Annotated in this window: 26 protein-coding genes and 1 pseudogene; 7 read left to right on the forward strand and 20 right to left on the reverse strand. The window is 69.1% G+C overall.

Going from position 1 to position 24,589, the window contains the following annotated elements; genetic code table 11:
* Positions 1-28: 28 nt before the first annotated feature.
* The 4 genes from QF037_RS48870 to QF037_RS48885 form a co-directional block, all read right to left on the reverse strand.
* Entirely contained in the window at positions 29-682 is a 654-nt protein-coding gene (locus QF037_RS48870) for a hypothetical protein (RefSeq protein ID WP_307036809.1), read from the reverse strand.
* Positions 679-1,344 carry a hypothetical protein gene (locus QF037_RS48875; protein WP_307036811.1) on the reverse strand — a complete coding sequence of 222 codons (666 nt, stop codon included), beginning with the start codon at positions 1,342-1,344 and terminating at the stop codon, positions 679-681. Before QF037_RS48875 ends, QF037_RS48870 begins: the two co-directional genes overlap by 4 nt.
* 38 nt (positions 1,345-1,382) lie before the next feature.
* The gene (locus QF037_RS48880; RefSeq protein WP_307036813.1) at positions 1,383-1,505 is read right to left on the reverse strand and encodes a hypothetical protein; all 123 of its coding nucleotides are present in this window, start codon (positions 1,503-1,505) and stop codon (positions 1,383-1,385) included.
* 237 nt (positions 1,506-1,742) lie between these two features.
* Positions 1,743-2,201, reverse strand: a complete 459-nt coding sequence (locus tag QF037_RS48885) for a hypothetical protein (protein WP_307036815.1) — start codon at positions 2,199-2,201, stop codon at positions 1,743-1,745.
* Between the two features lie 194 nt (positions 2,202-2,395).
* Here QF037_RS48885 and QF037_RS48890 point away from each other — a divergent pair, with 194 nt between their 5' ends.
* Complete coding sequence (locus tag QF037_RS48890; protein WP_307036816.1) at positions 2,396-3,646, forward strand: IS256 family transposase; 1,251 nt, start codon at positions 2,396-2,398, stop codon at positions 3,644-3,646.
* Positions 3,647-3,767: 121 nt separating this feature from the next.
* Here QF037_RS48890 and QF037_RS48895 read toward each other — a convergent pair whose 3' ends face one another.
* Positions 3,768-4,145 carry an ArsR/SmtB family transcription factor gene (locus QF037_RS48895; protein WP_307036818.1) on the reverse strand — a complete coding sequence of 126 codons (378 nt, stop codon included), beginning with the start codon at positions 4,143-4,145 and terminating at the stop codon, positions 3,768-3,770.
* A 98-nt stretch (positions 4,146-4,243) separates the two neighbouring features.
* Between QF037_RS48895 and QF037_RS48900 the strand changes: the two genes are divergently transcribed.
* A complete protein-coding gene (locus QF037_RS48900; protein ID WP_307036820.1) occupies positions 4,244-5,506 on the forward strand; it encodes an MFS transporter in 1,263 nt (420 codons plus the stop codon).
* A 389-nt stretch (positions 5,507-5,895) separates the two neighbouring features.
* On the opposite strand, the gene QF037_RS48905 is transcribed toward QF037_RS48900, so the two are convergent.
* The gene (locus tag QF037_RS48905) at positions 5,896-6,333 is read right to left on the reverse strand and encodes a DUF4259 domain-containing protein (RefSeq protein ID WP_307036822.1); all 438 of its coding nucleotides are present in this window, start codon (positions 6,331-6,333) and stop codon (positions 5,896-5,898) included.
* A 156-nt stretch (positions 6,334-6,489) separates the two neighbouring features.
* Here QF037_RS48905 and QF037_RS48910 point away from each other — a divergent pair, with 156 nt between their 5' ends.
* Positions 6,490-7,104, forward strand: a complete 615-nt coding sequence (locus QF037_RS48910) for a maleylpyruvate isomerase N-terminal domain-containing protein (RefSeq protein ID WP_307036823.1) — start codon at positions 6,490-6,492, stop codon at positions 7,102-7,104.
* A 322-nt stretch (positions 7,105-7,426) separates the two neighbouring features.
* On the opposite strand, the gene QF037_RS51580 is transcribed toward QF037_RS48910, so the two are convergent.
* The 4 genes from QF037_RS51580 to QF037_RS48935 all read right to left on the reverse strand — a co-directional run bounded on the left by QF037_RS51580 (position 7,427) and on the right by QF037_RS48935 (position 11,686).
* Positions 7,427-8,505 (reverse strand): IS630 family transposase gene (locus tag QF037_RS51580; RefSeq protein ID WP_444972124.1). Its coding sequence is split into 2 segments (ribosomal slippage): positions 7,427-8,004 and positions 8,004-8,505, totalling 1,080 coding nucleotides; the frame shifts between segments, so codons are not numbered across the junction.
* Positions 8,506-9,631: 1,126 nt separating this feature from the next.
* Positions 9,632-10,921, reverse strand: coding sequence for an MFS transporter (locus tag QF037_RS48925; protein WP_307036825.1), 1,290 nt, complete (start codon positions 10,919-10,921; stop codon positions 9,632-9,634).
* Positions 10,922-11,060: 139 nt separating this feature from the next.
* Entirely contained in the window at positions 11,061-11,426 is a 366-nt protein-coding gene (locus QF037_RS48930) for a hypothetical protein (RefSeq protein ID WP_307036827.1), read from the reverse strand.
* The gene (locus tag QF037_RS48935) at positions 11,423-11,686 is read right to left on the reverse strand and encodes a hypothetical protein (RefSeq protein ID WP_307036829.1); all 264 of its coding nucleotides are present in this window, start codon (positions 11,684-11,686) and stop codon (positions 11,423-11,425) included. The genes QF037_RS48930 and QF037_RS48935 overlap by 4 nt, the downstream gene beginning before the upstream one ends.
* A 234-nt stretch (positions 11,687-11,920) precedes the next feature.
* Between QF037_RS48935 and QF037_RS48940 the strand changes: the two genes are divergently transcribed.
* A complete protein-coding gene (locus QF037_RS48940) occupies positions 11,921-12,238 on the forward strand; it encodes a DUF1214 domain-containing protein (protein WP_307036831.1) in 318 nt (105 codons plus the stop codon).
* Positions 12,239-12,259: 21 nt separating this feature from the next.
* Here the strand turns inward: QF037_RS48940 and QF037_RS48945 are convergent, their stop codons facing one another.
* Positions 12,260-12,904 (reverse strand): GAP family protein, encoded by a 645-nt coding sequence (locus QF037_RS48945; protein ID WP_307036833.1) that lies wholly within the window; start codon positions 12,902-12,904, stop codon positions 12,260-12,262.
* Between the two features lie 243 nt (positions 12,905-13,147).
* On the opposite strand from QF037_RS48945, the pseudogene QF037_RS48950 reads away from it, so the two are divergent.
* The 3 genes and pseudogenes from QF037_RS48950 to QF037_RS48960 all read left to right on the forward strand — a co-directional run.
* Positions 13,148-13,523 (forward strand): annotated as a pseudogene (locus QF037_RS48950) (substrate-binding domain-containing protein); the annotation flags it as partial.
* 299 nt (positions 13,524-13,822) lie between these two features.
* Positions 13,823-15,454: a peptide-N4-asparagine amidase gene (locus QF037_RS48955; RefSeq protein WP_307036835.1), complete on the forward strand. Its 1,632-nt coding sequence runs from the start codon at positions 13,823-13,825 to the stop codon at positions 15,452-15,454.
* Positions 15,455-16,503: 1,049 nt separating this feature from the next.
* Complete coding sequence (locus QF037_RS48960; protein ID WP_307036837.1) at positions 16,504-16,671, forward strand: hypothetical protein; 168 nt, start codon at positions 16,504-16,506, stop codon at positions 16,669-16,671.
* Here the strand turns inward: QF037_RS48960 and QF037_RS48965 are convergent.
* From QF037_RS48965 to QF037_RS49005, 9 genes are all read right to left on the reverse strand, one after another.
* Entirely contained in the window at positions 16,668-18,065 is a 1,398-nt protein-coding gene (locus tag QF037_RS48965) for a UDP-N-acetylmuramoyl-tripeptide--D-alanyl-D-alanine ligase (protein ID WP_307036840.1), read from the reverse strand. The two genes, QF037_RS48960 and QF037_RS48965, sit on opposite strands and share 4 nt — an antisense overlap.
* Positions 18,066-18,223: 158 nt before the next feature.
* Positions 18,224-18,931, reverse strand: a complete 708-nt coding sequence (locus QF037_RS48970) for a C39 family peptidase (RefSeq protein WP_307036841.1) — start codon at positions 18,929-18,931, stop codon at positions 18,224-18,226.
* Positions 18,909-19,907: a threonine ammonia-lyase gene (locus QF037_RS48975; protein ID WP_307036843.1), complete on the reverse strand. Its 999-nt coding sequence runs from the start codon at positions 19,905-19,907 to the stop codon at positions 18,909-18,911. Before QF037_RS48975 ends, QF037_RS48970 begins: the two co-directional genes overlap by 23 nt.
* Before the next feature lie 23 nt (positions 19,908-19,930).
* The gene (locus tag QF037_RS48980; RefSeq protein WP_307036845.1) at positions 19,931-20,905 is read right to left on the reverse strand and encodes a D-alanine--D-alanine ligase family protein; all 975 of its coding nucleotides are present in this window, start codon (positions 20,903-20,905) and stop codon (positions 19,931-19,933) included.
* A 206-nt stretch (positions 20,906-21,111) separates the two neighbouring features.
* Positions 21,112-22,374, reverse strand: a complete 1,263-nt coding sequence (locus QF037_RS48985) for an acyl-CoA dehydrogenase family protein (protein WP_307036847.1) — start codon at positions 22,372-22,374, stop codon at positions 21,112-21,114.
* A 52-nt stretch (positions 22,375-22,426) separates the two neighbouring features.
* Positions 22,427-22,993 carry a GAF domain-containing protein gene (locus tag QF037_RS48990; RefSeq protein ID WP_307036848.1) on the reverse strand — a complete coding sequence of 189 codons (567 nt, stop codon included), beginning with the start codon at positions 22,991-22,993 and terminating at the stop codon, positions 22,427-22,429.
* Positions 22,994-23,076: 83 nt separating this feature from the next.
* A complete protein-coding gene (locus QF037_RS48995) occupies positions 23,077-23,637 on the reverse strand; it encodes a GTP-binding protein (protein ID WP_307036851.1) in 561 nt (186 codons plus the stop codon).
* 64 nt (positions 23,638-23,701) lie between these two features.
* Positions 23,702-24,052 carry a DUF742 domain-containing protein gene (locus tag QF037_RS49000; RefSeq protein WP_307036853.1) on the reverse strand — a complete coding sequence of 117 codons (351 nt, stop codon included), beginning with the start codon at positions 24,050-24,052 and terminating at the stop codon, positions 23,702-23,704.
* A gap of 23 nt (positions 24,053-24,075) precedes the next feature.
* Positions 24,076-24,510 carry a roadblock/LC7 domain-containing protein gene (locus tag QF037_RS49005; RefSeq protein ID WP_307036855.1) on the reverse strand — a complete coding sequence of 145 codons (435 nt, stop codon included), beginning with the start codon at positions 24,508-24,510 and terminating at the stop codon, positions 24,076-24,078.
* Positions 24,511-24,589: the final 79 nt, after the last annotated feature.

Genomic DNA, 24,589 nt, shown 5'->3' on the forward strand with positions numbered 1-24,589 from the left:
TGAGCGTTCGCCGCGCCGATCCAACTGGCTAGCCCGCAGGCCAATGTGAGTTCGGCGTGCCGTCATCGCTCATGTGCGCCCGCTGCCAGATCTCGTTCCAGTTGAACGGGGTCTCCGGCACGAACCGGTGCCGCTGCCCGCACGGACATGGCGCCAGCACCCACGCGCACCCACGGCACAGCTCGACCCAACCGTGCCCAGTCGAGCTCAGCACTGGCAGTCCGTCATCCCCACAAGCCGGGCAGCCAGGCGGCTCGGCGCCGTCCAGAATCGCGTTCTGCCGCCGGACGTACTCGGGCAGCCGCAGCGACGGGTGGCGAAACGGGTCTTCGAACCAGGCACGGTTCGGGCTTTCCCACCAGCTCCGCAGCCACCACGGTCGCGGGTCTGGTACGGCCCGCCGCCCGGCCCGCTTCTCTGCCCGGCGTTGCGCGGCGTACTCCTCCGCTCGCGCGAGCCACAGCACCCGCGCCTCGTGCAGTTCCTCTACTGCCCACACCAGCGCATCCGGGTCCGCCTCCAGCTGCCGGGGGATCGCGGCGCTGAGCGTGAGGTGGTGGTACGTCGCCCGCAGACCGTAAGGAGCAAAAACGGTGAGGCAGGTCCGCAGCGCGCTGTGCCGCCGGTGGAGGGGGAGGCTGTCGTCGTGCACGCGCGTTCGGTGGGTCAGGAAGCTGGTCATGGTGTGGGCACCAGGTCCAGTGCCCGTGCCAGGGCGGCGGTGACGGCGGCAGCGTGGGCCGGCAGGTGTTGTTCAGCCCAGGTCCCGGCAAGGCTGAGGAAGTCCTGCAAATCCTGCTGGGCGCCGGCGACGAGCCTGCGTACCTGGTCTACCGACAGCTCGGTCACGGGGCTGCCGTCCGTCCCGTGGGCATCGAGCGTGAGCCGGACAATGTCGTTGACGCGTTCGGCCACCGAGGATGGATCGTGGCCGAAGTAGGCGAAGCCGGTACCGTCGAGCACCTCCAGCCAGTCCCGCCAGCCCTCCAGGCCGTTGCAGCAGCCAGGCTCGACGAAGACGGTGTCGGTGGCGTTGTCGGTCACCCGGAACCCGCCGGCGGCGAACAGATCAGGCATGGTGAGCAGCCCGTGCAGGAAGATGCCCAGTGGGTCGGTCGGGCACGGCCCGTGCTCTTCCTCCGGCTCGAAGTCGTTGCAGTCGGCGATCCGCATAACGGCCGTGCCGACCTCCGCCGGAGTCAGCTCCCCGTTCAGCACGAGGTAGCCACATGACTTGCGCTCGCCCACCGGCCAGAGCGCGAAGCCGTCGGCAGCGGATATCTCCAGAACGGGCTGCGTCACAATCACATGGGGATGATGCCGGACCCAGTGCTTCGTCGCCACGGGCTTTCAGCAGCGGCGTTGGGCTCGGAGCGAGCCCGCTACCTGGGCAGTTTCGCGGCGCGTTCCGGGCAGGCGGTGCTGACGTAGCGCATGGCGGTCTGCTCAGTGATGCCGAACAGGCGCATCAGCCGGAGGGGGGTCGGCGCATTCTGCCGCCTCATTGTGGATGCGGTCCTGGCGCAGACCGCTCAGCGTCAGCCCGCGGGGGAGGACTCCGCGGAGAAGCCCGATGGCGACTGCCGGGTGGTCTGGGTCAACCGCGGTCTTCTGGCTGACCAAGAGGTGGGGATTGGCCGAGGCCGGCCACCGGCGATGGCGGTAGGTGACCCAGTCCGCAGCGATCTGGTGGGTGAGCTTCTCCAGGTAGAGGGTGTGCCGTAGCAGGCCCCTCCGCACTTCTAGGGTGCCTCGGGACAGATCGAGGCGACTGGATTGCAGACTCCGGACCTCGCTGCGGGCAGGGCGTGAATGGCAGCCAGGGCTACGACGAGCCCGCCGAGCGGCGTCTCTGTCTGGTCGAGCAGACCCATCAGGCGGTCGGAGGGGATGGCTCTCGGAAGGCCAGTGAGGTCGCCGACGGGGAGGTCCCGAGCCGGGTTCTGGAAGATCACTCGTCGGCTCTTGAGCACGCGGAACAGACTGCGCAGGACAGTGGCAAGACTTCGGCGGGCCATACCGGACAACTCCGCCACGGCGTCGTCGACGTGGTCTTTCGTGACCTGGCGCAGCGAGCTCACTCCGGCCGTCGCAGTCCAATGGGTGAGGACCGGCTGAAGACGGGCGAGGTAGCGGCGGATGCCGTCGTACCCGCGCGGCTCTCCTTCGCGTCGGCCCGCTCGCGCAGGACCTCCACCCACGTGCGTACCTCGGTCGCGACCGGATCCGGAAGCGCGGTGAGGACCGACTCGACCCACGTCTCATCCGAGCAATGCTCAGGAGTTGTGGATCGGTCCTCGGGGTGGACGCAAAGGGCGTACTTTCCCGGGTGATCGATAACAAGCTCACCGAGTAGGCCCGCGTTGCAGCGCGGGTCGGGAAGGGTGACACGCCCGTGCTCAGCGTAGTGAACGCCGATGGTTCGACCGAGTCCGGCTCCCTGATCGACGAGATCGTCCGTGAGGGCGCCCGCCGCATGCTCGCCGCGGCTCTGGAGGCCGAAGTCAACCAGTACATAGCCGAGTTGGCTGCGGAACGCGACGGGAGCGGGCGACGCTTGGTGGTGCGCAACGGCCGCCATCGGCCTCGCGCTGTGACCACCGCCGCCGGTGCCATCGAGGTGGCCGCGCCGCGGGTGAACGACCGCCGCGTCGACGCGGCCACCGGCGAGCGGAAGCGGTTCTCCTCCAAGATTCTCCCGCCGTGGTGCCGCAAGTCCCCGAAGGTCAGCGAGGTGCTGCCGCTGCTGTACCTGCACGGCCTGTCCAGTGGCGACTTCGTGCCCGCGCTGGAGCAGTTCCTCGGCTCGGCCGCCGGCCTGTCCGCGCCGACCGTCACTCGTCTGACCAAGCAGCGGGGCGACGACCACGCCGCCTTCCAGCAACGCGACCTCTCGGGCAGCGACTACGTGTACGTGTGGGCTGACGGCGTGCACCCCAAGGTCCGCCTCGGCCAGGCCCACTCGTGTGTTCTGGTGCTGATGGGCGTGCGCATCGACGGCACGAAGGAGCTAATCGCGCTGGCGGAGGGGCTGCGCGAGTCGACCGAGTCGTGGGCGGACCTGCTGCGCGACTGCCGGCGTCGCGGCATGCGCGACCCGGAGCTGGTCGTAGGCGACGGTGCGATGGGGCTGTGGCGGACGCTGGTGGAGGTGTTCCCCGCCGCTCGGCATCAGCGCTGCTGGGCCCATAAGATCCGGAATGTCGTGAATGCTCTGCCGAAGTCCGCCCAGCCGGGAGCGAAGAAGGCGTTGCAGGAGATCTACAACGCGGAGGACCGCGAGCATGCCGAGAAGGCCGTGAAGGTGTTCGCGAAGACCTACGAGGCGAAGTGGCCCAAAGCGGTGGCGAAGGTCATCGACGACGCGGAGGAGCTGCTGGCGTTCTACGACTTCCCCGCCGAGCACTGGATCCACCTGCGCACCACAAACCCGATCGAATCGACCTTCTCCACGGTCAAGCTCCGGACCAAGGTCACCCGCGGCGCGGGCAGCCCGGCCGCCGCGCTCGCCATGGTGTTCAAGCTCGCCGAGTCCGCCCAGTCCCGCTGGCGCGCGGTCACCGCGCCGCACCTGGTCGCCCTCGTCCGCGCCGGGGCCCGCTTCGAGAACGGCCGGCTCGTCGAGCGTCCCGAGGCCGCCGCCTGATCATGAATGAACGAATCCCTTGACTTCCGCCGTTCTGGCAGGCGGGTGACCGTGCGGCGCGGCGATGTCGGGGCTTGCTGTGGACCCGCCCGCCTGTCTTGGTTCGTCAAGCGGCGCCTCGTCATGCCTCTGGGGCCCAGGCCGCGACCAGGTCGAGTAGGCCGGGGAAGCAGGCGTTGAGGTCGTCGACGCGTACGTGACTGCGGCGTTCGAGCCCGTACTGGCGCTGGCGCGTGACCCCCGCCTCTCGCAGCGCCTTGAAGTGGTGCGTGAGCGACGACTTGGGCCGGTCGAAGCCGAACCAGCCGCAGGAGTGGTCGAATTGCTCTGATTCCAGGAGGAGTTTGCGGACGATCGTCAGCCGCAAGGGGTCGCTGAGCGCCCCGAGAACGGTCTCCAGGCGCAACTCCTCGACCGTCGGCTCCGGCAGCGGTTCGGGTAGGCCGGGAGGGGCCGGGAGCACCTTGATGGCGGGTGCGGTGCCCGCAGTCGAAGACATGGGCAGGTCCTCACGACTCGATTCCTTTGTACGACTCCAATCGTACTGCATGCTAAGTTCGACTAAAGTCGTACTGCAAGGAGTCGGAGGAAACAGTCATGTCCGAGACCCGGAACGCGCCCGTCCAGGCCGTCGACGGCAGGCAACGAAGTGGCACCGCGGAGCCCGGCGGAGGATCCGCCGCTCCGCGGGGGTGGGTATGGCTGGCCGCCTGGCCGGTCACGGCCGTCTTCGTCCTCTCGAACGCGGCAACACCGTTGTACGTGCTGTGGCAGCGAGACCTCGGCTTCTCCAAGGGCACCCTGACCGTGGTGTTCGCGTTCTACATCCTCGGGCTCATCGGCTCGCTCCTGGTGTCCGGAGTGGTCTCCGACCGGCTCGGGCGCAAGCCCGTGCTGCTGCCCGCCCTGGTGCTCGCCTTGGCCGCCTGCCTGATCTTCGCGACCGCCACCACCGTGGCCGCGCTGATCGTGGCACGGCTGTTCACCGGAATCGCCGTCGGCGCCGTCGTCTCGGCCGGCATGGCCGCGGTGACCGACGTGGCTGGTCCCGAGCGCAAGCGGATCGCCGCCCTACTCGCCTCCTGCGCGATGGTCTTCGGCGCCGGTCTCGGCCCGCTCCTGGCCGGGGTGCTCTCCGAGTCGCTGCCCGGGCCGACCGTCACCGTCTTCGTCGTCGAGGCCGTGTTGCTCCTCACCGCGATGCTTGCCGTGCTGCGCATGCCCCTCCGGCGTCCCGCGGCGCCCGCGAAGGGCGCCTGGGTGCGGGTGCCCGGCGTGCCGCGCGGCAACGGTCGCCAACTCGCCCTCGGCATCGCCGTGTTCGCGCCCGGCATCACGGCCACCTCCTTCGTGCTCTCGCTTGGCCCCTCGCTCCTGACAGGCCTGCTCGGCACCACCAGCCGGATCGTCGCCGGGGCCATGGCCTTCGTCATGTTCCTCGCCGCCACCGGCGTGCAGTTCGCCGTGCAACGCCTCGACCGGCGGACCATCCTCACGGCCGGCGCGGTCAGCACCACGCTGAGCATGATCACGCTGATCGTCGCCGTGCACACCTCGTCGGTGCCGGTCCTCATCGCCTCCGCGCTGCTCGCCGGCGCTGGCCAGGGCATGGGCCAGCTCGGCGGCCTGTCGCTGCTCAACTCCAGCGTCCCGCCCCAGCGCCTCGCGGAGGCCAACGCCGCGCTCAACGTCGGCGGGTACGTCCCGGCGGGGCTACTGCCCGTGTCTGCCGGTTACCTCAGCGACGCCGTGGGCCTGACCAGCGGTGCCACGGCGTTCGGTGCCGTCCTCATGGGCCTCGCGGTCATCGGCGGCCTGGTTGTCCTCGCCAGTCGGCGCCAGGCGACGGAGCCAGCCTGACGGCCGCGAGCCACAGCAAGCCTCGACACCGCCGCTGATCACTAATGCCTGCCAGAACGTCGAAAGTCGAGCGAATCCACAACTCTTGACAATTACTCATCTCATCCGCGTCCCGATGCAGCTCGGGGTCATGCCTGGGCACGCAGGAACTGGCAGACTGGCACGCGCAGTGCCAGTCCGTTTCGCCCGCAGCGACAGCACAGGCCTCGCCCCGCCCGCTCACGCCAGTGGCGGCACGGAGCGCACACGAACCCCGTCCGTCGGCCGGCGGGGACCCAGGCGTCGCAGTCAGCGCACTGTCGCGATGCGGTGGGCGGCAGCGGCACCGGCGCGGTGATGTACGGGGTGCGGGTCGGCTGGTCGGATGACCCGTGGCTGTGGGTGATCGCTTAGATGTCGAAGAGGGCTTCCTCTTGTGGAGGGACCGGAGGGTCAAGGACGTCACGAAGGCGGGTGATGTCGTGGCGCCACTTCGAGCCGTTCGCAGCGTCGTCCCACAGTTCGGCGAGTTCAGACCGCTCGGAGACCACTTGGTCCAGAGCTTCGACGGCGAGCGTTCGAAGGCTTGCGGGCAGCTCTGGCAGCGGCTCTGACGGACCGTAGGTTGAACATGTCAAAACGCCATCGGGGTGCTGAGCAACGACCAGAGCGGCCGCGGCCACTGCGCGCTCGCCGTCGGAAGTGTCCAGGAAGTCCGCAGGGTGAGCGGCCCGTTTGAGCGCGCCGCGGATCAGGGCTTCGCGTTCTTCCACGGCTGCCTCGTCCAGGTCCCCTCCGAAGTCGGCGGCAGTGTCGTTATCGAAGGGGCCGATGTCCCAGGTGCCCATTTCTCTCCTCGCTTGGCCATCGGGAGATCGTCGCATTGGCCACCGACAATGAGGTCAGTAGGCAAGCAGTACCCGCGCAGGTGCTTGAAGCCCGCGCGACTAATGTTGGGCTTCCGGACGGATCATGGGGGGCTTGTGAGTCTGAGAAACGCCTACTTGGAGACCGCCGCGCAGGCCGCAGCGTTGCTGAACTCACCGGCGGTGGCCGTTTCGTGGGAGAAACCCAGCGCGTTGGCGCAGTGGACTGTCGGCGGCCTGGCTGGCCACCTCGCGTATCAGATTTTCAGCGTGGATCCGGCGCTGGAGGGACCCGCCTGTGAGCAGGAACCCATCCCCGTGCTGGAACACTATGCGCGAGCCGTGTGGATTGATGCGCCGCTAGACGGCGAAGTCAGCTCTGGGATTCGAGCGAAGGGCGACGGCATCTCGTCCGAGGGCGTGCGGCTGCTGGTCGAGCGGGTCCGTGCCGCGCTCGACCGGCAGCGGTCCGGCCTTGAGGAGGTGCATGGCGACTGGGTGGTGTTCATGCCGCAAACAGGGTGGGCGCTGAGCCTGGACGATTTCCTCGTGACCCGACTGGTCGAGCTCGCTGTGCATATGGATGACCTGGCGGTCAGCGCGGGCCTCAGTGTGCCGGAGCTTCCCGGCGCGGCCCTCGATCCCGTGGTTGCGCTGCTGGCCGGGCTTGCCGTCCGGCGCCATGGCCAAGCGGCACTGCTGCGTGCCCTGACTCGCGCGGAGCGGGCACCAGCTGCGATCAACGTGTTCTGAACGTTGCATCAGCTCGCGTCAGCCCGTTCGGCCTGGGCTTTGGTGTGGGCGAGGCGGTGCAGGTCTGGCAGTCGCTACTGTGGTCGATGTAGGCCCGGTATGCCCGCAGCGCGCGGTTGAACTGCGTGTTGCTGGCCACGCGTTGCAGGTGGCCCGCTCCGCTGCCCGCGGGCACGTAGACCCAACCCGCGGTGCTCACTGCCGCCTCCGGAGAGGGCGCATCTGGTGGTGGTTGCGGATCTCGACGTTCAGGTCGGAGACACGCGACATGTCCCCGGCCTCGGCTGCCGCGGCGCGCTGCTGGGCTACTGACTTCGGCTCGTCAAGGTGACGCGGGTTCGTCGAGGGTCAGGCCGGTTCCGGCTATGAAGCCGTCGAGGGTGTCGGGCCGGTACTGAAGGCGTTTGAGCCGGTTGCGGACGAGTGCCTCGAGACGGTCGAGAGCGACAACGGCGAGGTTGGCCAGGCTGTGCTTGACGTGTGCCCATACCCACTCGACGGGGTTGAGGTCGGGTGAGTAGGCGGGCAGCAGGAATACCGTCAGCCACTCGCGCTCGGCGATCAGCTCGCGCATGGCGTGGGAGACGTGGGTGTTCAGGCGGTCCCAGACCAGCACGATCGGTGCCCTGACGAGCTGGTGGACGCCGTCGACGAGTGCGATGAAGTCCCGCTCGCCCATGCTGCGGCGCTTTCCTTTGCCGGCTCGGTGGGTGCGCAGCCGGTGGCACAGCCGGGTCCGCGAGCCCGGCCGCATCGCGATCAGCCCGGCCACCGACAGACGCCCAGAGCGGCGCCCGCTGACGGTCACGACCGGGGTGCGCCCGCGCCGGCCCCAGGTCCGGCCTCGGGGCGGCTTTCGGGTGAACCCTGCTTCATCCTCGAAGCAGATGTAGCCCCCGCAGGCCGCCCGGGCTCTTTTACCTCGGCCCAGGTCACCTCCTTCCACGCAGTGACGGCCTGCTCGTCGCGTTCTGCCACCCTGCGTGCGGGGACCTGCGGACTGAAGCCGAGCCGGTGCATCAACCGGGTAGCTCCGGAGACGCTGTAGCAGACGTGGAACTTCCTGCCGATCAGCGTGGCCACCCTCGCCGCGGTCCACACCTGGTCCTCCACCCAGCCGTGGGCGGCCGGGCCCTCATCGAGGTACGCGGCCAGTTTCTCCAGACAGCGTGGCGACAGTCGGCAACGGGATCCACTCGGCCCACGGGAGGCCAGAGCCCGCACGCCACCGTCCCGCCACAACTGATGCCACTGGTAAGCCGACTTCGGGCTCACTCGCAGGCGCCGTGCGACCTCCGGCGGCTTGATCTCCTGCTCGAACAACTCAGCCGCCTGCATCCGTACCGACTCCCGGCGCCGACGCCCCGCAGCGGTCAACCCGCCCCCATCGCCATATCTCACACACCACGGGATACAGCCACCACTCCGAGCCCATCAGAAGCTTCGCCAAGGTTCACCCTGACGAGCCGAAGTCAGTAACGCACTGCATACCCCGCAGTCCGCGGGCGGCTCGGGCTCGTCGCACCGAAGCCCGAGGCCGTCGGCGTCGTCGAGCCACAGCTCGGCGTGCCAGTCCTCGACGCCCAGTTGCGGGTGATTGAGGGTGGTGCCGTCCTGCTGGTTTCGCTGCCGCCAGCGTCGCGCCATTCGATGAGCTGGTCGACCTTCGAAGTCCACCGCGCACTGCGGCAGCTCGAAGCGCAGGGCCTCGCGGTGCGACGGAACGGGCGCGGCGCCCCGCCCGGAGGGGCAGGACGCCGGCCGTGTGGAGCGCGAGCCACCAGCGTTCCGAAGGGCTCGGGCGGGCGGTGTGACATGACCAGCACCGTAGGGAGAACCGAACCTCGGCGTAGCGGCCGCGGGTCTCCAGCCTCCACGCGGAGTGTCGGAGCGTGGTGAACATGCCGCCGAACTCGGCGAAGCTGATGAACTGCGGCACGTGCACGGGCTCCTTCGGGCCGAAGTTGGCGAGCAGCTCGCGGGGCACCGTCACCGCGGCCTCGCCGTCCGCGAGGTCCAGCTGCGCGAGCTCGGCCGGCTCGGTGACGGGCTCGCCCTGGACGACGTACGTATCGGCGCCGGGCTCGGAGTACAGGGTGGGGCATCCGTCGTTGCCGCTGTTGGTGCCGACCTTCCACAGTCGCCTGGCGGTGGGATCCCTTCGCCGGCAGCGTGGACTGGCGCACCGTAGCCCCCGGCGCTCCGGACGCAACAGGGCGCCGGGGCTGGCCAGTTGTGTCACTGCCAGTCGTTGCCGAGCACCTCATGCCGTGCTGCCTCGGCCACCGGGCCGGTGGGTCTGCGGAATGAACGCGTTCACCGGTCCGCGGCCCGCCTCAACCGGGCGTCTGCCGGGCGCGACCGCGTTAGAGCAGGCGAAGTCCGCGGGCAAGTCACTCCGGTCCATGACGCCTGGTGGGCCGCGGCCTGCAAGGCCCATGGGGACCGGGGCGGCACCCGGGCTCTGACCGAGGTCCTGCTGCTGGGCCACCTGGGCCGCCCAGGCCCAAAGGCCGCCGTGAGCTGATCAGTCCTTGCTCTCCCCGGCAGCGGTTTCTGCGCCGTGCCGTGTCGGGTCAGCTGTCGAGGGATCGAGTTCGTCGGCAGTACGGGCCCTGCGGGTGGGAGAAAACGTCAGCACGAGTGCCTGGACGACTGCTCCGGACAGTCCGATCCACAGGGCGAAGAGATAGCTGACCTGGTCGGCGAGTACGCCGCCAAGTGGTGCGCCCACCGCTACCATTCCCCAGTTCATCGAGCGGATCGTCGCGTTCATCCGTCCGCGCAGCCGGTCGGGTGTCACCGCCTGGCGGTAGCTCATTTCCACCGGGCTTGCGATGCCGATGGCCAGGGACACGAGGAAGAAGCCGAGCGACACGGAGGCAAGCGCCCACGGTCCCCGCTCGGCCAGGGCCAAAGGCAGCAAGCCGACGGCGGCGAGCAGGCGGAAGGCGATCAGGGTGGCGCCGACGTCCAGTCTTGTGGCCACGCGAGCGGAGAGCGCACCGCCGAGTAACGCGCCGACACTCGCGCAGGCGTAGGTGACGCCCAGACCGAATTCCCCGATCTTGAGCTGATGCAGGGCGAAGACCACGAAGACCGTGCTCACCATGCTGTTGAACAGGAGCATCGCGTGCGAGGTCAGGGCGATGGACGCCAGCGTGCGATGGCGGTAGACCCAGGCCACGCCCTCGCGCAGCTCGCTGCCCAGGCTGAGCCGTGCGCCTCGGTCGGGTACGGGGTCGGGTGCCTTCACCGAGGCGAGGAGCAGGCCGGATATCAGATAGGAGAGGGCGTCCACCAGCACGGCAAGCGGCGCTCCCATCATTTTGATCAGTGCACCGGCGATCAGCGGGCCGGTCGAGCCGGCTACCGCGTCGGCCTGTTGCACGCGGGCGTATCCCGCGTTGAGCAGCTCTTTTGGCACCAACTGGGGCACATACGACTGGTTGGCCGCCTCGAACAGCAACGACAGCACCCCGAACGCGAAGACGAACATGCATAGCGCGGGGATGCTGAGCCGATCCAGCGCATACAGCACGGGGATCGCAGCGAGCAGGACTGCCCTTGCGAGGTCGGTGGCGACCATCATCGGCTTGCGCCGCCAGCGGTCCACCACGACCCCGGCTATGAGTCCGAAGAGTAGATACGGAACCCAGCGGGCGGCGTTGACGATGCCGACCTGCGTGGCGGATGCGCTCAGCACCACGGCGGTGAGGATCTGCAACGCCAGCCCCGTGACCTGAGAACCGAATGCAGACACAGCCGAGGCGGTCAAGAAGCGTACGTACCCAGGGACTTCCACCAGGCGCGGCATGACCGGACCGTATCAGCGAAGATCACCGGCAGACGATGGCGGAACAGGTCACCCAACGACGGCAGACAGTGCGAGGCATTGGCGTGTCAGCAAAGACCCAGTCCACGACGGCAGTCTCCCGTGCTCAGACAGAGCTGGTTCAGCTGGTCCACGTCTTGATCTGGGCCGCGACCTCGCGTACCGGGAGTCCGTCTCGGGCGGCCCGGGCCAGGGGGATGACGGTGTCGAGACCGGGGCTGACCGGCAGCCCGCATGCGGCCAGATACGCGGCGGTCACGGTGGCAGCGAACAACAGGTTGCGGACCTCCAGGCTCGGCTGCCGCGCCAGTTCGCACAACAGCGCCGCGGCCTTGTGGTGCGGCTCGGGGTAGACCTCCTGGCCCAGGATTTCCGCACGGTGGCGGGCCTCGGCGGCGACCGGCACGCCGTAGTCGACGACCTGGGGATCCCCCGGGATCTGATGCGCCACCGCCAGGATCCACGCGAGGTCGACCTTCAGATTCACGCGGCGTCCCTCGGTGCGTCCTTCGGCAGCCCGTCTGGGAGCCCTGGGTATCGGTCCTCCCCGAACTCCGCTTCGAACCGCTCCGCGTAGGAGGCCAGGAAGCCGGCAGCGCCGGCCATGAACGCAGACCGGGACTCGTTCACGTCCTGCTCGATCAGATCGGCGACGTACCCCTGCAAGCTCAGCCCGCGCCGCTTGGCCCGCTCCTCGGCCGCCGCCCGCACGGCATCGTCCAGCCGGATGTTGGTCTGCTTACTCATAGGCCGCAGCATAGCTAACAGCTGATACCAATGACTAGCAGCTTGTGGGGAGCCAACCGGACGACTCGGACCAAAGAAGCTTCCGTCTCCCGGCTCGACGCCCGCGGACTCCGTGCCCGCCGAGGGTGTGTTGTCGGGTAGTCCGCCCGCCGTGCTGCGAGGCGGCCCTCCGCCCTCGGCTTCCTACCACCGACCTCTGCTCCCACGTCGCGCCGCCATCGCGCCCTCACCATCATGAACGAGCATCATCTCTTCGCCGACAACCCGGTGAACCGCTACGCGATCGGCGACCGCAGCGGCATGCGCACCAACCCCGAGCGGACCCTGGACATCTACATCCAGCACGAGAACCCGGGGCCCGACCGCGAGCGCAACTCGCTGCCCGCCCCCGCGGGCAGCTTCAACGTCTTCCTGCCTGTACTGGCCCCAGCGGCCCGCCCTCACCGGCGACTGGACCCCGCCGACGCTGCAACGCACCAGCTGAATCCTGCGGGCCCCGGTGCCTCCCCGAAGGGTTCCTCGTCGATCACTCGAGTCCGACGAGGGTGGTGATCGCAGCTGGGGCCGCCTGCGTCAGGTGACCAGCTCGTAGATGCTCGCGGCCGTCAGCCACAGGCCGGCGAGGAGGGAGAGCGTGACGATCAGCTGCTCCTGGTGTTGGCCCAGCCAGTTCCGCAGGGCGTTCAGCCTGGCTTCCGCGGCCGCAGGCGCCCAGATCGCGTACATCTCCATGACGATGAGGCTGAGGGTGGCCAAGAGGCAGTAGCCGGTCAGCGCGAGCCAGTCGCCGGCGGTGGAAAGGTTCGCCTCAAGGGCCGTCGCAGCACCGGCGCCGACCAGGCCCCAGGGCTGCAGCAGCCACGCCAGACCGGCTGCCGTAACCCAGGAGGCGTTGTCGATCCGGGCGGCCCAGCGCGGTGGGCCGTGGGGGCGGGGCGGTCGGCGCCGCCGGTGCTCGCCGTACAGCACCAGGGCCAGACCGATGGCGAGTTTCGCGGCGATCGCGCCGGTCGAGGGCACACTGTGACGGGCCGGGGGCTGACCGCCGGTCAGCAACACCACGACGGCAATCACGGCGATCAGGTTGGCCAGCCACGACAACAGGAACGCCAGCCCCTGACGGACACCGCGCCGCGAGGAGAGCAGCAGGATGAAGGCGCTGTTGTGCAGGGGCCCCAGGGTGATGGCCGTACCGATCACCACCAGGTCGAGGACCATCGGATCAGTCTCTCCTGGACGTCAGGGCCGCCCGCCACCCATGGACTAGGGACTGGCCAGCAGAGGGATGCGGCGCTGCAGCGGTGCCGCATCCCGACTGTGCAGGCGGCGGCCTGGCGGGTCAAGCAGGCCACGCCCACGAAGCCCTGCCGGTCCGTTTGGGAACGGATCGTCGGCTCACGTCCGCCTCGGCTCCGACGAGGCCACTGAGACGCGATCCGGGGCGCCACCAGGCATCTCTCGTACACCCGGGTTTCCGGCTATCAGCGGACCCGGGCCGCGCTGGACGAGGGGCTGGACTTCACGGCGATCTTCGCCGGTGCCGACATGGTTGCCGTCGGCGCTCTGGCCGCGCTGCGTGAGGCGGGTCTGTCCGTGCTCGCCGGCGTTTCCCTGGTCGGGTTCGACGACGTGCCTTTCGCCACCGGTCTGACCCCCCGCGCTCACCACCGTTCGGGTGCCCTACGAAGCGCTCGGAGGCACTGCGGTCCGCCTGGCGCTGGAGCGAGAGAAGTCTCTCGCCGACGACCACGTCGTGCTGAGCACGCAACTGGTAATCCGGCAGTCGGTGCGGTCGCCAAGTGGGCATCGTGTCGACCGAGCACGTCGGTCTTCATGAGATTCGGCGGCTGCCGGCCGAGAGTAGTTGGCGCTGGCGGCCGTCCTCGCTGAACAGACTGTGGCGGCCGGGACCGTCGGCGGCGCCCGTGTGGCGCGCTGACGAAGCGCTCTGGTCGCTGACTTTCGCTTCGGTTCGGAGTCGTGCACCCTGAGCAGCCCGCCGACCGGGTCTCGACCGGGGTCATGGGTCGGATGTGTTGCTGCACGGTTTCGCCAGGCCGCCGATTGGTCAAGACCTCTTCAATCCTCCCTGGCATGTCTGGTGATGACATCGGACGGGTGGGTTCACTGCGCTGCATGGAACAACTGACGACCCGCGGACGATTGCGCCGGGCGGCGCTCGCTCTCGCCGCTGCGGCCACCACGCTCGGCCTGACCCTGGGCGCGGCCTCGCCCGCCGGGGCCGTGACGGTGCCGGCCGAGTTCGGCACCGACTACCACGACCCGCTCACCGCCGCCCCGGCGATCACCACGCCGCACACCAAGTCCTGTTCGGTCACGGTCGCCGAGGCGAAGTTCAAGGACTTCACCCCCTACACCGGCACCTACACCCCGCCGACCGGCTGCGGCACCCCGGGCCGCTGGTCGAAGGTGGTCCTGCGGATGGACGGCAGCGTGGCCGGGCGGCAGTACGACCGGCTCGGGTATCTCGACATCGGCGGGGTCGAGGTGTTCCGCACGTCGACGCCGGAACCGTCGCAGGACGGCATCGACTGGTCCGTCGAGAAGGACGTGACACGGTACGAGAAGACGCTGAGCGGTGAGCAGTCCGTCGACATGCTCATCGGCAACGTTGTCAACGACACCTACACTGGTGTCCTCGACGTCAAGGTCACGCTCACCTTCTACGCCCCCGAGCCGAGCCGCACCGCGTCGGCCACGTCGGCCGCATCGGCTCCCGACCAGGTCATCCCGCTCAGCGACGCCGACAGCGTGACAAGCGGCGCCAAGCTCACCACTCCGCGCAACTCCGAGCGGATCCTCGCCGAGGTGTACGCGACCGGATCGGGCGGCGGCTGCGAGGAGTTCTGGTACTCGGCGGTCACGCCGTCGGCGTCGTATTCCTGCCAGGGCGGGGAGGACGGCCCGTACCGCGAGGTCGAGGTCAGCATCGACGGGAAGGTGGCCGGGGTCGCCTCGCCCTACCCGAACGTGTGGACCGGCGGCTGGTCGCCGTACCTGTGGTCGGTGCTCCCGTCGCCGACCGCCTTGGACGTACGACCGCTGGAGTTCGACCTGACCCCCTTCGCCGTTGAGCTGAACGACGGCAAGGCGCACACGGTCGACGTGTCCGTGCTTGGGGTGCCCAGCGGACAGACCGGCTGGAGTGCCCCGACGAACATCCTGGTGTGGCAGGACACCCACAAGTCGGTGGTGACGGGCGCGCTGACCTCGTACAAGGCGTCGTCCGCGCCGAAGGTGACGAACACCTACGAGGACGGATCCCTGCGCAGCCTGGTGACGGAGGGCGCGCACAGTCTCAAGGTCTCCGGCTACCTCGACACCTCCCACGGCCGGGTCACCACCACGGTCGACCGGTCCCTGACCACGGCGATCACCCACCACTGGACCCCGGAGGAGAACACCGACAACCAGACCGGCCGCTGGACCGACGCCCAGAAGGTCACCGTGAACGGCCACACCTCGCGTACCGACCGCACGTACACACTGGACGGCCGCTCCACGATCGACACGGACAACCGGCTCCGCGTGATCATGTCCATCGACGACCATGCCCGCACGGACGGCATCCTCAGCGACGACAGGTACGCCGGAGATGCGACGTTCACGCTGGGCGTGGCCCGAGAGGACCGGCACGCCGTGGCGACGACGAGCGAGCGGTACCGGCTCAGGGGAGCGGGGGTGTGCTACGACCACACGCTCGCCACGGAACAGGGCGTCCTGACGAAGGACGTACGACGCTGCTGACCATGGGCAACTGAACGCGCCCGAGGGCGTGTTGCGCCGCCGCCGTCGGCGATCACCGGGCGGCGGCGCATCATGGTTCCGGTGTCCCGGTGGGCAGCGCCTGCTCCACCCAGATGGTTTTGCCGGTGGGCGTCTGACGGGTGCCCGAGCGCTTGGCGATCTGGGCGACGAGCAGCAGACCACGCCTGGTGTCGATCTCGGAGGGATCAGCGAGGCCTACGCGCCGACGAAGACCTACCTCGCCGCCAGCATCCTGAGCATCAGGACGTTGAGACCACCCTGCGTGGCGCTGGCACGAAGGCTCGCGGGAGCCGGATGAGTGCGGGGCAGCTCAGCGGGACGAGCGCCCCCGCATACGGCTTCCTGCCGTCGAGAGGCCGGAGTTCACATGTGAACACCCGGCGGAGCGCGACGGGGCCGTCGCCTGCCAGGATCGGCGCTGTCCGGCGGCATCGAAACAGAAGAGGTCGGAATGGTCACCGTGATCGATGCGGAGCAGTGGCCCACGGCCGACCGGTCGGCGCGTTGGCAGGACGTGCTCTGCGACCTTTACGCCCCCCTCCGGTTCACCCCGTTGCGGCCGGACGTCCGCGGTCGGATCACGGTGGGTGAGCTCGACCGGCTCCGGGTCACCCACACGGCCATGGCGGCCTCGGTGTTGCACTCCCGGCCCGAGCGCGGCCGCGCGGCCGCCGCGTCACAGCGCCGTGGACTACGTCGAGCGCCATCTCAGCGAGCCGGACCCTCGCGCACTGATGGTGGGGGGAGGTCCGGCTGCGGGCGGGAGTCTCCGAACTGCTGCGACGGGGGTCTTGTCCGCACGTGTCGCGCGCCGGTCAGACGCTGACCGCCGTGATGCGCTCGCGCAGGCTGGCCGCCGCCCGGGCCGCCCTCGCCAGATCTTTTCGGGTGGCTGGGGCCGCGGGAGCGGTGAGGACATCGCCCTGGTCGAACCCGTGTACGGGATGACGGACCCCGCAGGATTCAGCAGGCGCTTCCCCTGCTGCCGTCGGGTGAGCGCGCCTAGCCCGTCGACCAGCGGCTCCAGCATGCCCACGGTCGTCGCCGCCGCCGGATCGGACGCGGCGATACGGGTGGCGGATACGGCGGAGACGTGCTCGGAGGTCAGGCCGAGCAGGCTGGCCAGCAGGGACACCGTGGTCGTGGGGGAAGTTCTGCTGGCCGCGCTCAACGAGCTGGACTCGGCAGCCGCCTAAGCGTCCGAGGGGCCGGGGTTCGGCTGCAGGAGCCGGTCGGCGAGCTCCTGCAGCTGGACCCCTCGGCTTCCCTTGACCAGGACGACGTCGCCGGGCCGGAGGATGTTGTGGAGCAGGTCCATGGCGGTGTCCTGGTCGGGGAGATGGATGGCTTTTCCGCCGGCCTTGGTCACGCCTTCCTGCATCCATCCGGCTTCGTCCCCTCCCACCAGAATGATCTGGTCCAGGCCGAGTTCAGCGGCGTACTGGCCGATCTCCTCGTGCGCGGTACGCGCGTCCTCGCCGAGTTCGTTCATGCGGCCGAGAACGGCAACGGAACGCTGGTCGCGGCCCCCGGTCATGGAGACCAGGGCGTCCAGGGAGTGACGCATCGAGGTGGGGTTGGCGTTGTAGGCGTCGTTGACGACCGTGACGCCGTCCGCTCGAACGTGGGTCTCCATGCGCCACCTGGAGCGGGGTTGGGCTTGCGACAGTCGGGTGGCGATCTCCTCGAGGCCGAGTCCGGCTTTCCTGCCGACGACGGCCGCGGCCAGGCTGTTGTGGACCTGGACGTCGCCGACGAACTGAAGCCGGACCAAGGCGTCGCCTTCGGGAGTGACCAGGGTGTAGGAGGCCCGTCCCTGGTCGTCGATGGTGATGTCGACGGCGCGGACCGTGGCGGTCTCGCTGAGGCCGTAGGTGACGACGCGGCCCTTGGTGCGGTTCTTCATCTCCTGTACGAAGTCGTCGTCCGCGTTGAGCACGGCCAGCCCTGCCCGAGGGAGCGCTTCGACGATCTCACCCTTGGCCTGGGCGATGTTGTCGCGGCTGCCGAACTCGCCGAGGTGGGCGGTGCCGACATTGGTGACGACGCTGATGTCCGGCTGGGCGATCTCAGTGAGTTGGCGGATGTCTCCGATGTGACGGGCGCCCATCTCCAGGACCAGGAAGCCTGTGCGCTCGTCGGCCATGGTGATGGTCAGCGGGAGACCGATCTCGTTGTTGAAAGACTGCGGCGTGGCCACGACGTTGCCGGGCAGCACCTGAGCAATGAAGTCTTTCGTGCTCGTCTTGCCAGCCGAACCGGTGATGGCCACGACCTGCGCGCGCCCGAGCGCACCGTTGAGGAGGTGGCGACCGAGCCGTCCGAACGCGGCGAGGACGTCGTCGACGACGATGGCGGGGACACCGACGGGCCGGGTGACCAGGGCCGCGACAGCACCCTTGTTGACGGCAGCTTCGGCGTAAGCGTGCCCATCGGTGTGCTCGCCCTGGAGGGCGATGAACAGCGACCCCGGCGCGGCTTCCCGGGAGTCGAACACAGCGGGCTGGCTGACGTGCGCTTCGGGATCGAGGACGTCTGAGAGGCGGCCGCCGACGACGTGGGCGATCTCGGTCAAGGACATGGGATACAACGTGTTCTCCCTGATCAGGCGATTGGTTGTGACGCTACCGGGCTGTGCGGCTGACACGCGGTCACGACGAGGCCGCGGAAGGGGACGTAGGTCAGCAACCCGTGCGTGTCGGCCAGCACGCGCGCCCCGTTCCTCCATGGACGGTGCCCGCATCTACCTCACCGTCCCGGCGCCTGGGAGGCGAGGGGGCGAGCCGCGCGGTGCCGCGAGGCCAGCATGTTCAGGGAGATGCCGCGTCCACCGAAGAAGGTTTGGAAGTGGTCGACGGGAAGGGCGGCTTCGCGGGCCTGCGGGGTGTGGCCGGACGGGTTGCGGAAGTGGATGGAGCCGTCCTGGTGGCCGATGGCGAGGACGAGGTGCCCGCCCCGTTTCTCGGGCTCGAGTTCAGGGCGGCGGATCTCCTTGGAGACCGAGGCCATCACCATGTGTCCTGCGTCCAGGAGGGTGACGAGCCCGCGCACGTCCAATTCGGGGTGCACCGAGGGCCAAAGGGCGTGCGTGGCCTGCACGTACTGGGCGAAGGGCGCGTAGATGAGTCCCTTGATGTCCCCGCCTGCCTGCTGGACGTAGGCGTTGTAGTGGCGGGCGCCGGTCAGGAGCTTGAAGAGGCTGGGGGCCTGCCCGTCGCGGTGCAGGAGCACCATGCGCAGGCAGGCGATGCCGCACATGTGCCGGCACCAGCGGGCGTAAGCGGACTGGGTCGGGGCTCCGGTGGTATCCCATCCGGAGTCGTGGGCCGGGTCGTGGCCGTCGTAGGCGATGTGGCCGATCAGGTCCGCGGTGGCGTACTGGGTGACGATCGGCACCGGGGCGTGAACGGGGCGGGGTGCGGTGTCGGTGGAGTCAGCGCAGCACAGGGGCAGCATGGGGTGTCCGTCCTGTTCGGTCCATGGAGATGTCCAGCAGCTTGCGGTAGGTGCTCCAGTTGACGTTGCCTCCGGAGACGACCACGCCGACCGGTCCGTCCGGAAGGCGGTCAGCGGCCCGCAACAGCCCGGCGAGGGCGACCGCGCCCGAGGGCTCGGCGGTGGTGCGGTAGTCGCGCCAGAGGTGGGCCATCGCGTCGGCTATGGAGGCCTCTGGGGCAAGGACTACGTCAGCCAGGAGCTTCTTGTTGATCTCGAAGGGGAGCTGTGCGGGCTCGGTGTGGCGCAGGCCGTCTGCGATGGTGGCCGGCGGGGGGATCGGTACCCTCTTGCCGGCCCGCAGGGAAAGGTGTGTGTCGTTCGCGGTGGCAGGCTCGACACCGATCACCTTGAGCCTCGGGTTGTGGCCTTGAGCGGCGAGAGCAGTGCCAGCGGCGAGGCCGCCGCCGCCGACGGGCACGAGGATGGCCACCAGATCGGGCGTCTCCTGGAGCATCTCCCACGCCACGGTGCCCGCGCCCGCAATGACTGAACGATGGTCCGACGAGGGCACGACGGTGAGTTGATCGCGATACGCGATCTGATGGACCAGGGCGTCGCGGCGGTCGTTGAGCCGATCGTAGGTGACGATCCGTGCGCCGAGCGCCCCGATCGCCTCCACCTTCGCGTTGGGTGCGTCGGCGGGGATGACGACGGTGGCCTTGGTGTTGAGCAGGCGGGCGGCGAGGGCCAGGGCCTGGGCGTGGTTACCGGAAGAAGCGCCGATGACGCCGGCCTCGCGGTCGCGCTCACTCAGTGCGGCCACCGCGTTGTAGGCGCCGCGGAACTTGAATGATCCCGTGCGCTGCTGGTTCTCCGCCTTGACCACGACCCTGCGGCCTACGAGGTCGTCGAATGCCGCAGAGGTGAGAAGCGGGGTGCGCACGGCAATGCCGCGCAGTCTCTCGACCGCGTACAGCACGTCATGGGACGTCATCGTTGACACGGTGGGCCCCCGTCTCACGCGTGGGCGCGGCGGTCGATGCAGGCGCCGCGCAGGATGTGAGCGATGAGGTCCTCGTAGGCGATGCCATCGACGTCCGCCATGCGCGCGAGGTTCCCGGTGCGGGTGAGGCCCGGCAGGGTGTTGACCTCCAGCCACAGGACTTCGCCGCTGTCGGTGACGATGAAGTCGTGCCGCGAATAGGAATGGCAGCGCAGGGCGCGGTGCGCGGTGACTGCCTGCAGTTGCAGGGCCCGCACCGTGTCCGGCTCGACGCGGGCCGGACAGTAGTAGGCGCAGTCGCCGCCGCGCTTCGCGGCGAACGAGTAGACGCCGTCCGGGGTTTCCGCTTCCAGCGGCGGCAGCACGCGCGCCGTGTCGGTGGCCAGGTCGACCAGGACGCCCACGCTGACCGAGCGGCCCGGGTGGTAGACCTCAGCCATCAAGTCCTCGCCGGCACCGCTGAGGATGGCGTCCACGACGTCGTGCTGGGTGTGCGCGGTGCGCAGCCCGATCGAGCCTCCCTCGCTGACCGGCTTGAGGATCACGGGCAGGCCCAGGAGCTCCGCGATCCGTGCCGCTTCCGTCTCCGCCTTCGCTTCGTGGTCCACGCGGCAGCCCTCCGGGACGCGCACTCCCGCAAAGGCCACGATCGTCTTGGCGGCCAGCTTGTTCATGCCGACTGCGGAGGCCAGCACTCCTGACCCGGTGTACGCCACGCCGAGCGTCTCCAGCAGCCCTTGCAGCCGGCCGTCCTCCGCACCACGCCCCGCTATCGCCAGGAACGCCAGGCCCACGCCATGCAGGCGCTCCACGAGGATCTCGCGGTCGTCCTCCAAGTCGATGACCCGTGGTGCTAACCCCATGGTGGTCAGGGTGTCGGCGACCTCCCGGCCGCTCATCAGCGACCGGTCGCGCTCCTTGGCCCAGCCGCCCGTGATGACCGCGACGGGCTGTGGGATCTCACCGGGGGCGAGGGATCCAATGGACATGCGTTTCTCCAGATCAAGAGCAGTCAGAAAAGCAGTGTGGACGCCCGGCGCGGAGCACAGTCTCGGCGTTCCCATAGGGGAGAGAACGTCGATGGGCCCCGCGCCGGGCTGGTGTCTCGCGCTCGGCCACGGGGGGTGCCGAGCGTGAGACGTGGGACCCGCGCACGGTCCTTGGAAGCCACGGGGGTGACCGCGCGCGGGCGTTCCTAGACGCCGACTGGCTGGTCGACGATGGGGGGCTGGAAGCGCCCGGCATGCAACACGGACCACGCAGTGCGCGCACCGGCCTTGTCCTCCTGCTGGAGGAGGTTCTCGGCGAGGCGCCGACGCTGGACCTCACCGGTCCCGGCGGGTGCGTAGGTGCTCTGCATGTCCCGCCAGACGCGCTCGATGGGGAAGTCCACGTCCAAGCCGTTGGCGGCATGCAACTGCATGGCGTCGTTGCCTGTCTCGGAGGCGAGATCGTGGCCAAGGGCCTTGGCCGCAAGGAGCTCGTCATCGCATGGCAGGCCACGATCAAGCATGTCGACCGCGTGATACGCCAGGATCCTGGCCATGAGCAGCCGGGCGGACATCTGGCCGAGCCGATCCTGTATGACGCTGAGGTCGGCGAGCTTGCCCTGGTAGCGGGGGCGCTTGCTGACGTACTGGGCCGTCAGACAGACGGCCCTCTCGTGCAGCCCCAGGGAGAGGGCGGTCAGGTTGGGCCGGCCGTACAGGATGCTGCTGGACTGGGCGACTTCGAAGCCTTGGCCGACATCCCCCAGTACGTCATTCGGGGAGATGCGCACTTGGTCGAAGGTGATCTGACCGTAGCTGAAGCCGCGCAGTCCCAGCTTGGCGCTGTGCGGCACGCTGTGCACCCCACGCTGATCGCCCTGGACGAGGAAAGCCGTCAAGGCGCGCGAGGTGCGCGTGCCGGTGGGGGAGGTGCGGGCGACGACGACGTGCAGATCCGCGATGTGGCTGTTGCCGACATGGGCCTTGACCCCGGTGAGCACCCAGGCTCGCCCGTCCCACTCGGCTGCGGTCGTCATGCCGCCGATGTGGCCGCCCTGGTCCGGCTCGGTCACAGCGATCGACATCAGCACACTGCCGTCGGCCACGCTCGGCAGCAGCGCAGCGTGCTGCTCGTCGGTGCCGTAGTACAGCAGAGCGGCAACGGGGATCAGGCTGGCTTGGAGGATAGCGGCGACCGCGCCGGAGACACGGGCGAGACGATGGATCAAGATCGTCTTGGCGACGTGCCCGGCCGCCATGCCGCCGAAGGCCTCGGGCACGGTGACGCCGAACCAGCGGCGACCGGCCAACAGTCGGGCGATCTTCCGGTCCACGCGCTGCGCACTTTCCATGCGCTCCACCCGAGGCTGGATTTCTCGGGTGGCGAAGTCGTCGACGGCTTCCCAGAGTGCACTGTGGGCAGGCGTGAGGAACCTGTCGAGGCTGTGGGGTGGGGCGGGCATGGACATGGGCGGGTCCCTCTCCCTGAAGGCTCACATGACGGCTGCGGCTGGAACGGGATCAGCGGGCTGGCGCTGTGGCGGTCAGGGTCTGCATCACCGTGGTGCCGGTGTCCTTGACGATGTCTAGGAGGTGCTGGGCCTGGGCCAGGGGGCGGGGCTCGGGGTCGATGACACACACCGTCCCCCATGCGATGCCGGTGTCCGTATCGATGAGGGGCGCGCCGAAGTAGGAGCGGATGCCGAGGACATCGGTTACGTGGTTGCCGGCGAAGCGGGGGCTGGCGTACACGTCGGGTAACGGCAGTGCCTTCTGGCGGGTGATGACTTCGGGGCACCAGCCGTGGCGTCGGCTCATGCTGCGGCCCACCGGGATCAGCCCGCTGTCCGGGGGCAGCTGGTGCAGGCCGATGAAGGTCTGCTGGGGCCAGAAGATGTTGACGAAGCCGTAGGCGAGCCCGGTCCGCTCGGCCATCTCCCGCGCCAGCTGGTCCATGCGATCGTCGGGGCCCGCGGTGATACAGAAGCGTGCGATCACCTCCTGCCGCGCCTCTTCCACGGCGATCAGCTGCGCGGTGGCCGCGCTGATCGATGCCGGTTGGTGGGGCAGGAGGCCGGGCGGCGCCATCACCGACTCTCCGGGGGAGGACAGTGGGCGAACGCCGGTGAGGCCAGCGGCAGCGCGGGACGGTATGAGGGGCTGGTGTGTCATCAGATGTCCAAGGGGGCTGGGGTGGTGAGGCGGGCAAGGGCGTGGTCGACGAGGGTGACCAGGGCGGCCGCTACCTGGGTGGCCTCGCGGGCGTCGCAGCGCACCATCGGGATGTGGGGGTCGATGTCGAGGGCCTGGCGGACGTCCTCGTGGGGGAAGGCGAACGCGCCGTCGAACGGGTTGATCGCGATGATGAACGGCAGTCGGATCTGTTCGAAGAACGACACCGCCAGGAAACTGTCCTCCAGCCGGCGGGTGTCGATCAGCACGACGGCGCCGATGGCTGCGCTGCATACGTCGTACCAGAGGTGGGAGAACCGCTGCTGGCCGGGCGTGCCGAACAGCAGCAGCTCAAAGGGATGCGGGTCGGTGAAGCCGACGCGGCCGAAGTCGAACGCCACCGTCGTAGTCGTCTTGGACGCCACGTGGTCGAGGCGGTCGACCGGCAGGCTCGCCTCGGTGAGGCGTTCTTCTGTGGTCAGCGGCGGAATGTCGCTGATGGCGCCGACCGCGGTGGTCTTCCCGGCCCCGAACCCGCCCGCGATCACCACCTTGAACACCGTGCGTCCTGCGCCGGTCTCGGTGTGCCCGTGAGCCGCGGGAGTGTCAGCGCGGCAGGTTGGACTATTCATCGAGCCACTTCATCGTCAGGGCGGCGCGCAGCCGCAGGAGCAGATCTTGGTCGAGGTCGGACGTGGTGGCGGGGATGAGGACGTGGGCGGCCAGGAGGTCGCTGATGAGGATCTTGGCGGGGGTGAGGCCGCAGCCGAGGGTGCCGGCCAGTTCGGCGACGGAACGCGGCCGGGCCCGGCACAGGGCCGTGATCCGCCCGCACTCCTCCGGCAGGCCGGGACCTGGGCGGCCGGTGCCGGGGTGCATCACCGACTCCAGGCGCAGCCGGTATCGCGGCCGGGTACGGCCCCGGGTGAGCGCATACGGTCTGACGAAGGCCGTCGTGTCTGGATCGGCCGCCACCGCAGGGCGCCGCGCGGGCGGGGTCATCGTGTGGTGTCGGCCGGACGGGTACGGGCCGGGGTCAGCATGTAGGGCTCGAAGGCCGTGACCAGGCGCCCCATCTCGAAGCCCACAGTGCCGGCGTCGGCCTCCGGCGTGGTGACCACGCACAGCACGGTGTCGACGAACTGCTGCCCGATACCGTTGTGGCTGCCGAAGGCGGTGCTGCGGCCGGCGAACTGAATGAAGATCAGCGAGTCCGGGCGCTCGATGATGATCTGCCGCGGTAGATGCTTCTCGTGCCGTGGGCCGGTGATGCTGCCGCCCAGGGACGCCAGGCCGCACACGGCCGCAGCCAGTTCATCCGCCCAGTCTCTGTCGATGTCGCTGTCCAGTAAGGCGACGCCGTCACGCGAGGCCAGCACCGCATGGGTGGCACCGGCAACCTCGTTCACGAACTCGCGCAACAGCCAGGCCATCGACTCCCGGTGCTCCCCGGTGCCGTCAGAAGTGGATACAGGATCACTGTGCGGAAGCATGCGCGGGACTCCTAAAGAA

Source organism: Streptomyces canus, from assembly GCF_030815415.1.
Taxonomy (GTDB): domain Bacteria; phylum Actinomycetota; class Actinomycetes; order Streptomycetales; family Streptomycetaceae; genus Streptomyces; species Streptomyces canus_F.

What these genes read in the sequence shown, in the direction of transcription:
- QF037_RS48960 (WP_307036837.1), top strand. Translation starts at nt 16,504, where the DNA reads ATGCCCACGGTCGTCGCCGCCGCCGGATCGGACGCGGCGATACGGGTG.
- QF037_RS48940 (WP_307036831.1), top strand. Translation starts at nt 11,921, where the DNA reads ATGAACGAGCATCATCTCTTCGCCGACAACCCGGTGAACCGCTACGCG.
- QF037_RS48900 (WP_307036820.1), top strand. Translation starts at nt 4,244, where the DNA reads ATGTCCGAGACCCGGAACGCGCCCGTCCAGGCCGTCGACGGCAGGCAA.
- QF037_RS49005 (WP_307036855.1), bottom strand. Translation starts at nt 24,510, where the DNA reads ATGGCCTGGCTGTTGCGCGAGTTCGTGAACGAGGTTGCCGGTGCCACC.
- QF037_RS48925 (WP_307036825.1), bottom strand. Translation starts at nt 10,921, where the DNA reads ATGCCGCGCCTGGTGGAAGTCCCTGGGTACGTACGCTTCTTGACCGCC.
- QF037_RS48975 (WP_307036843.1), bottom strand. Translation starts at nt 19,907, where the DNA reads ATGACGTCCCATGACGTGCTGTACGCGGTCGAGAGACTGCGCGGCATT.
- QF037_RS48935 (WP_307036829.1), bottom strand. Translation starts at nt 11,686, where the DNA reads ATGAGTAAGCAGACCAACATCCGGCTGGACGATGCCGTGCGGGCGGCG.
- QF037_RS48970 (WP_307036841.1), bottom strand. Translation starts at nt 18,931, where the DNA reads ATGCTGCCCCTGTGCTGCGCTGACTCCACCGACACCGCACCCCGCCCC.
- QF037_RS48980 (WP_307036845.1), bottom strand. Translation starts at nt 20,905, where the DNA reads ATGTCCATTGGATCCCTCGCCCCCGGTGAGATCCCACAGCCCGTCGCG.
- QF037_RS48990 (WP_307036848.1), bottom strand. Translation starts at nt 22,993, where the DNA reads ATGGCGCCGCCCGGCCTCCTGCCCCACCAACCGGCATCGATCAGCGCG.
- QF037_RS48870 (WP_307036809.1), bottom strand. Translation starts at nt 682, where the DNA reads ATGACCAGCTTCCTGACCCACCGAACGCGCGTGCACGACGACAGCCTC.
- QF037_RS48880 (WP_307036813.1), bottom strand. Translation starts at nt 1,505, where the DNA reads ATGAGGCGGCAGAATGCGCCGACCCCCCTCCGGCTGATGCGCCTGTTC.
- QF037_RS48895 (WP_307036818.1), bottom strand. Translation starts at nt 4,145, where the DNA reads ATGTCTTCGACTGCGGGCACCGCACCCGCCATCAAGGTGCTCCCGGCC.
- QF037_RS48955 (WP_307036835.1), top strand. Translation starts at nt 13,823, where the DNA reads ATGGAACAACTGACGACCCGCGGACGATTGCGCCGGGCGGCGCTCGCT.
- QF037_RS48985 (WP_307036847.1), bottom strand. Translation starts at nt 22,374, where the DNA reads ATGTCCATGCCCGCCCCACCCCACAGCCTCGACAGGTTCCTCACGCCT.
- QF037_RS48945 (WP_307036833.1), bottom strand. Translation starts at nt 12,904, where the DNA reads ATGGTCCTCGACCTGGTGGTGATCGGTACGGCCATCACCCTGGGGCCC.
- QF037_RS48905 (WP_307036822.1), bottom strand. Translation starts at nt 6,333, where the DNA reads ATGGGCACCTGGGACATCGGCCCCTTCGATAACGACACTGCCGCCGAC.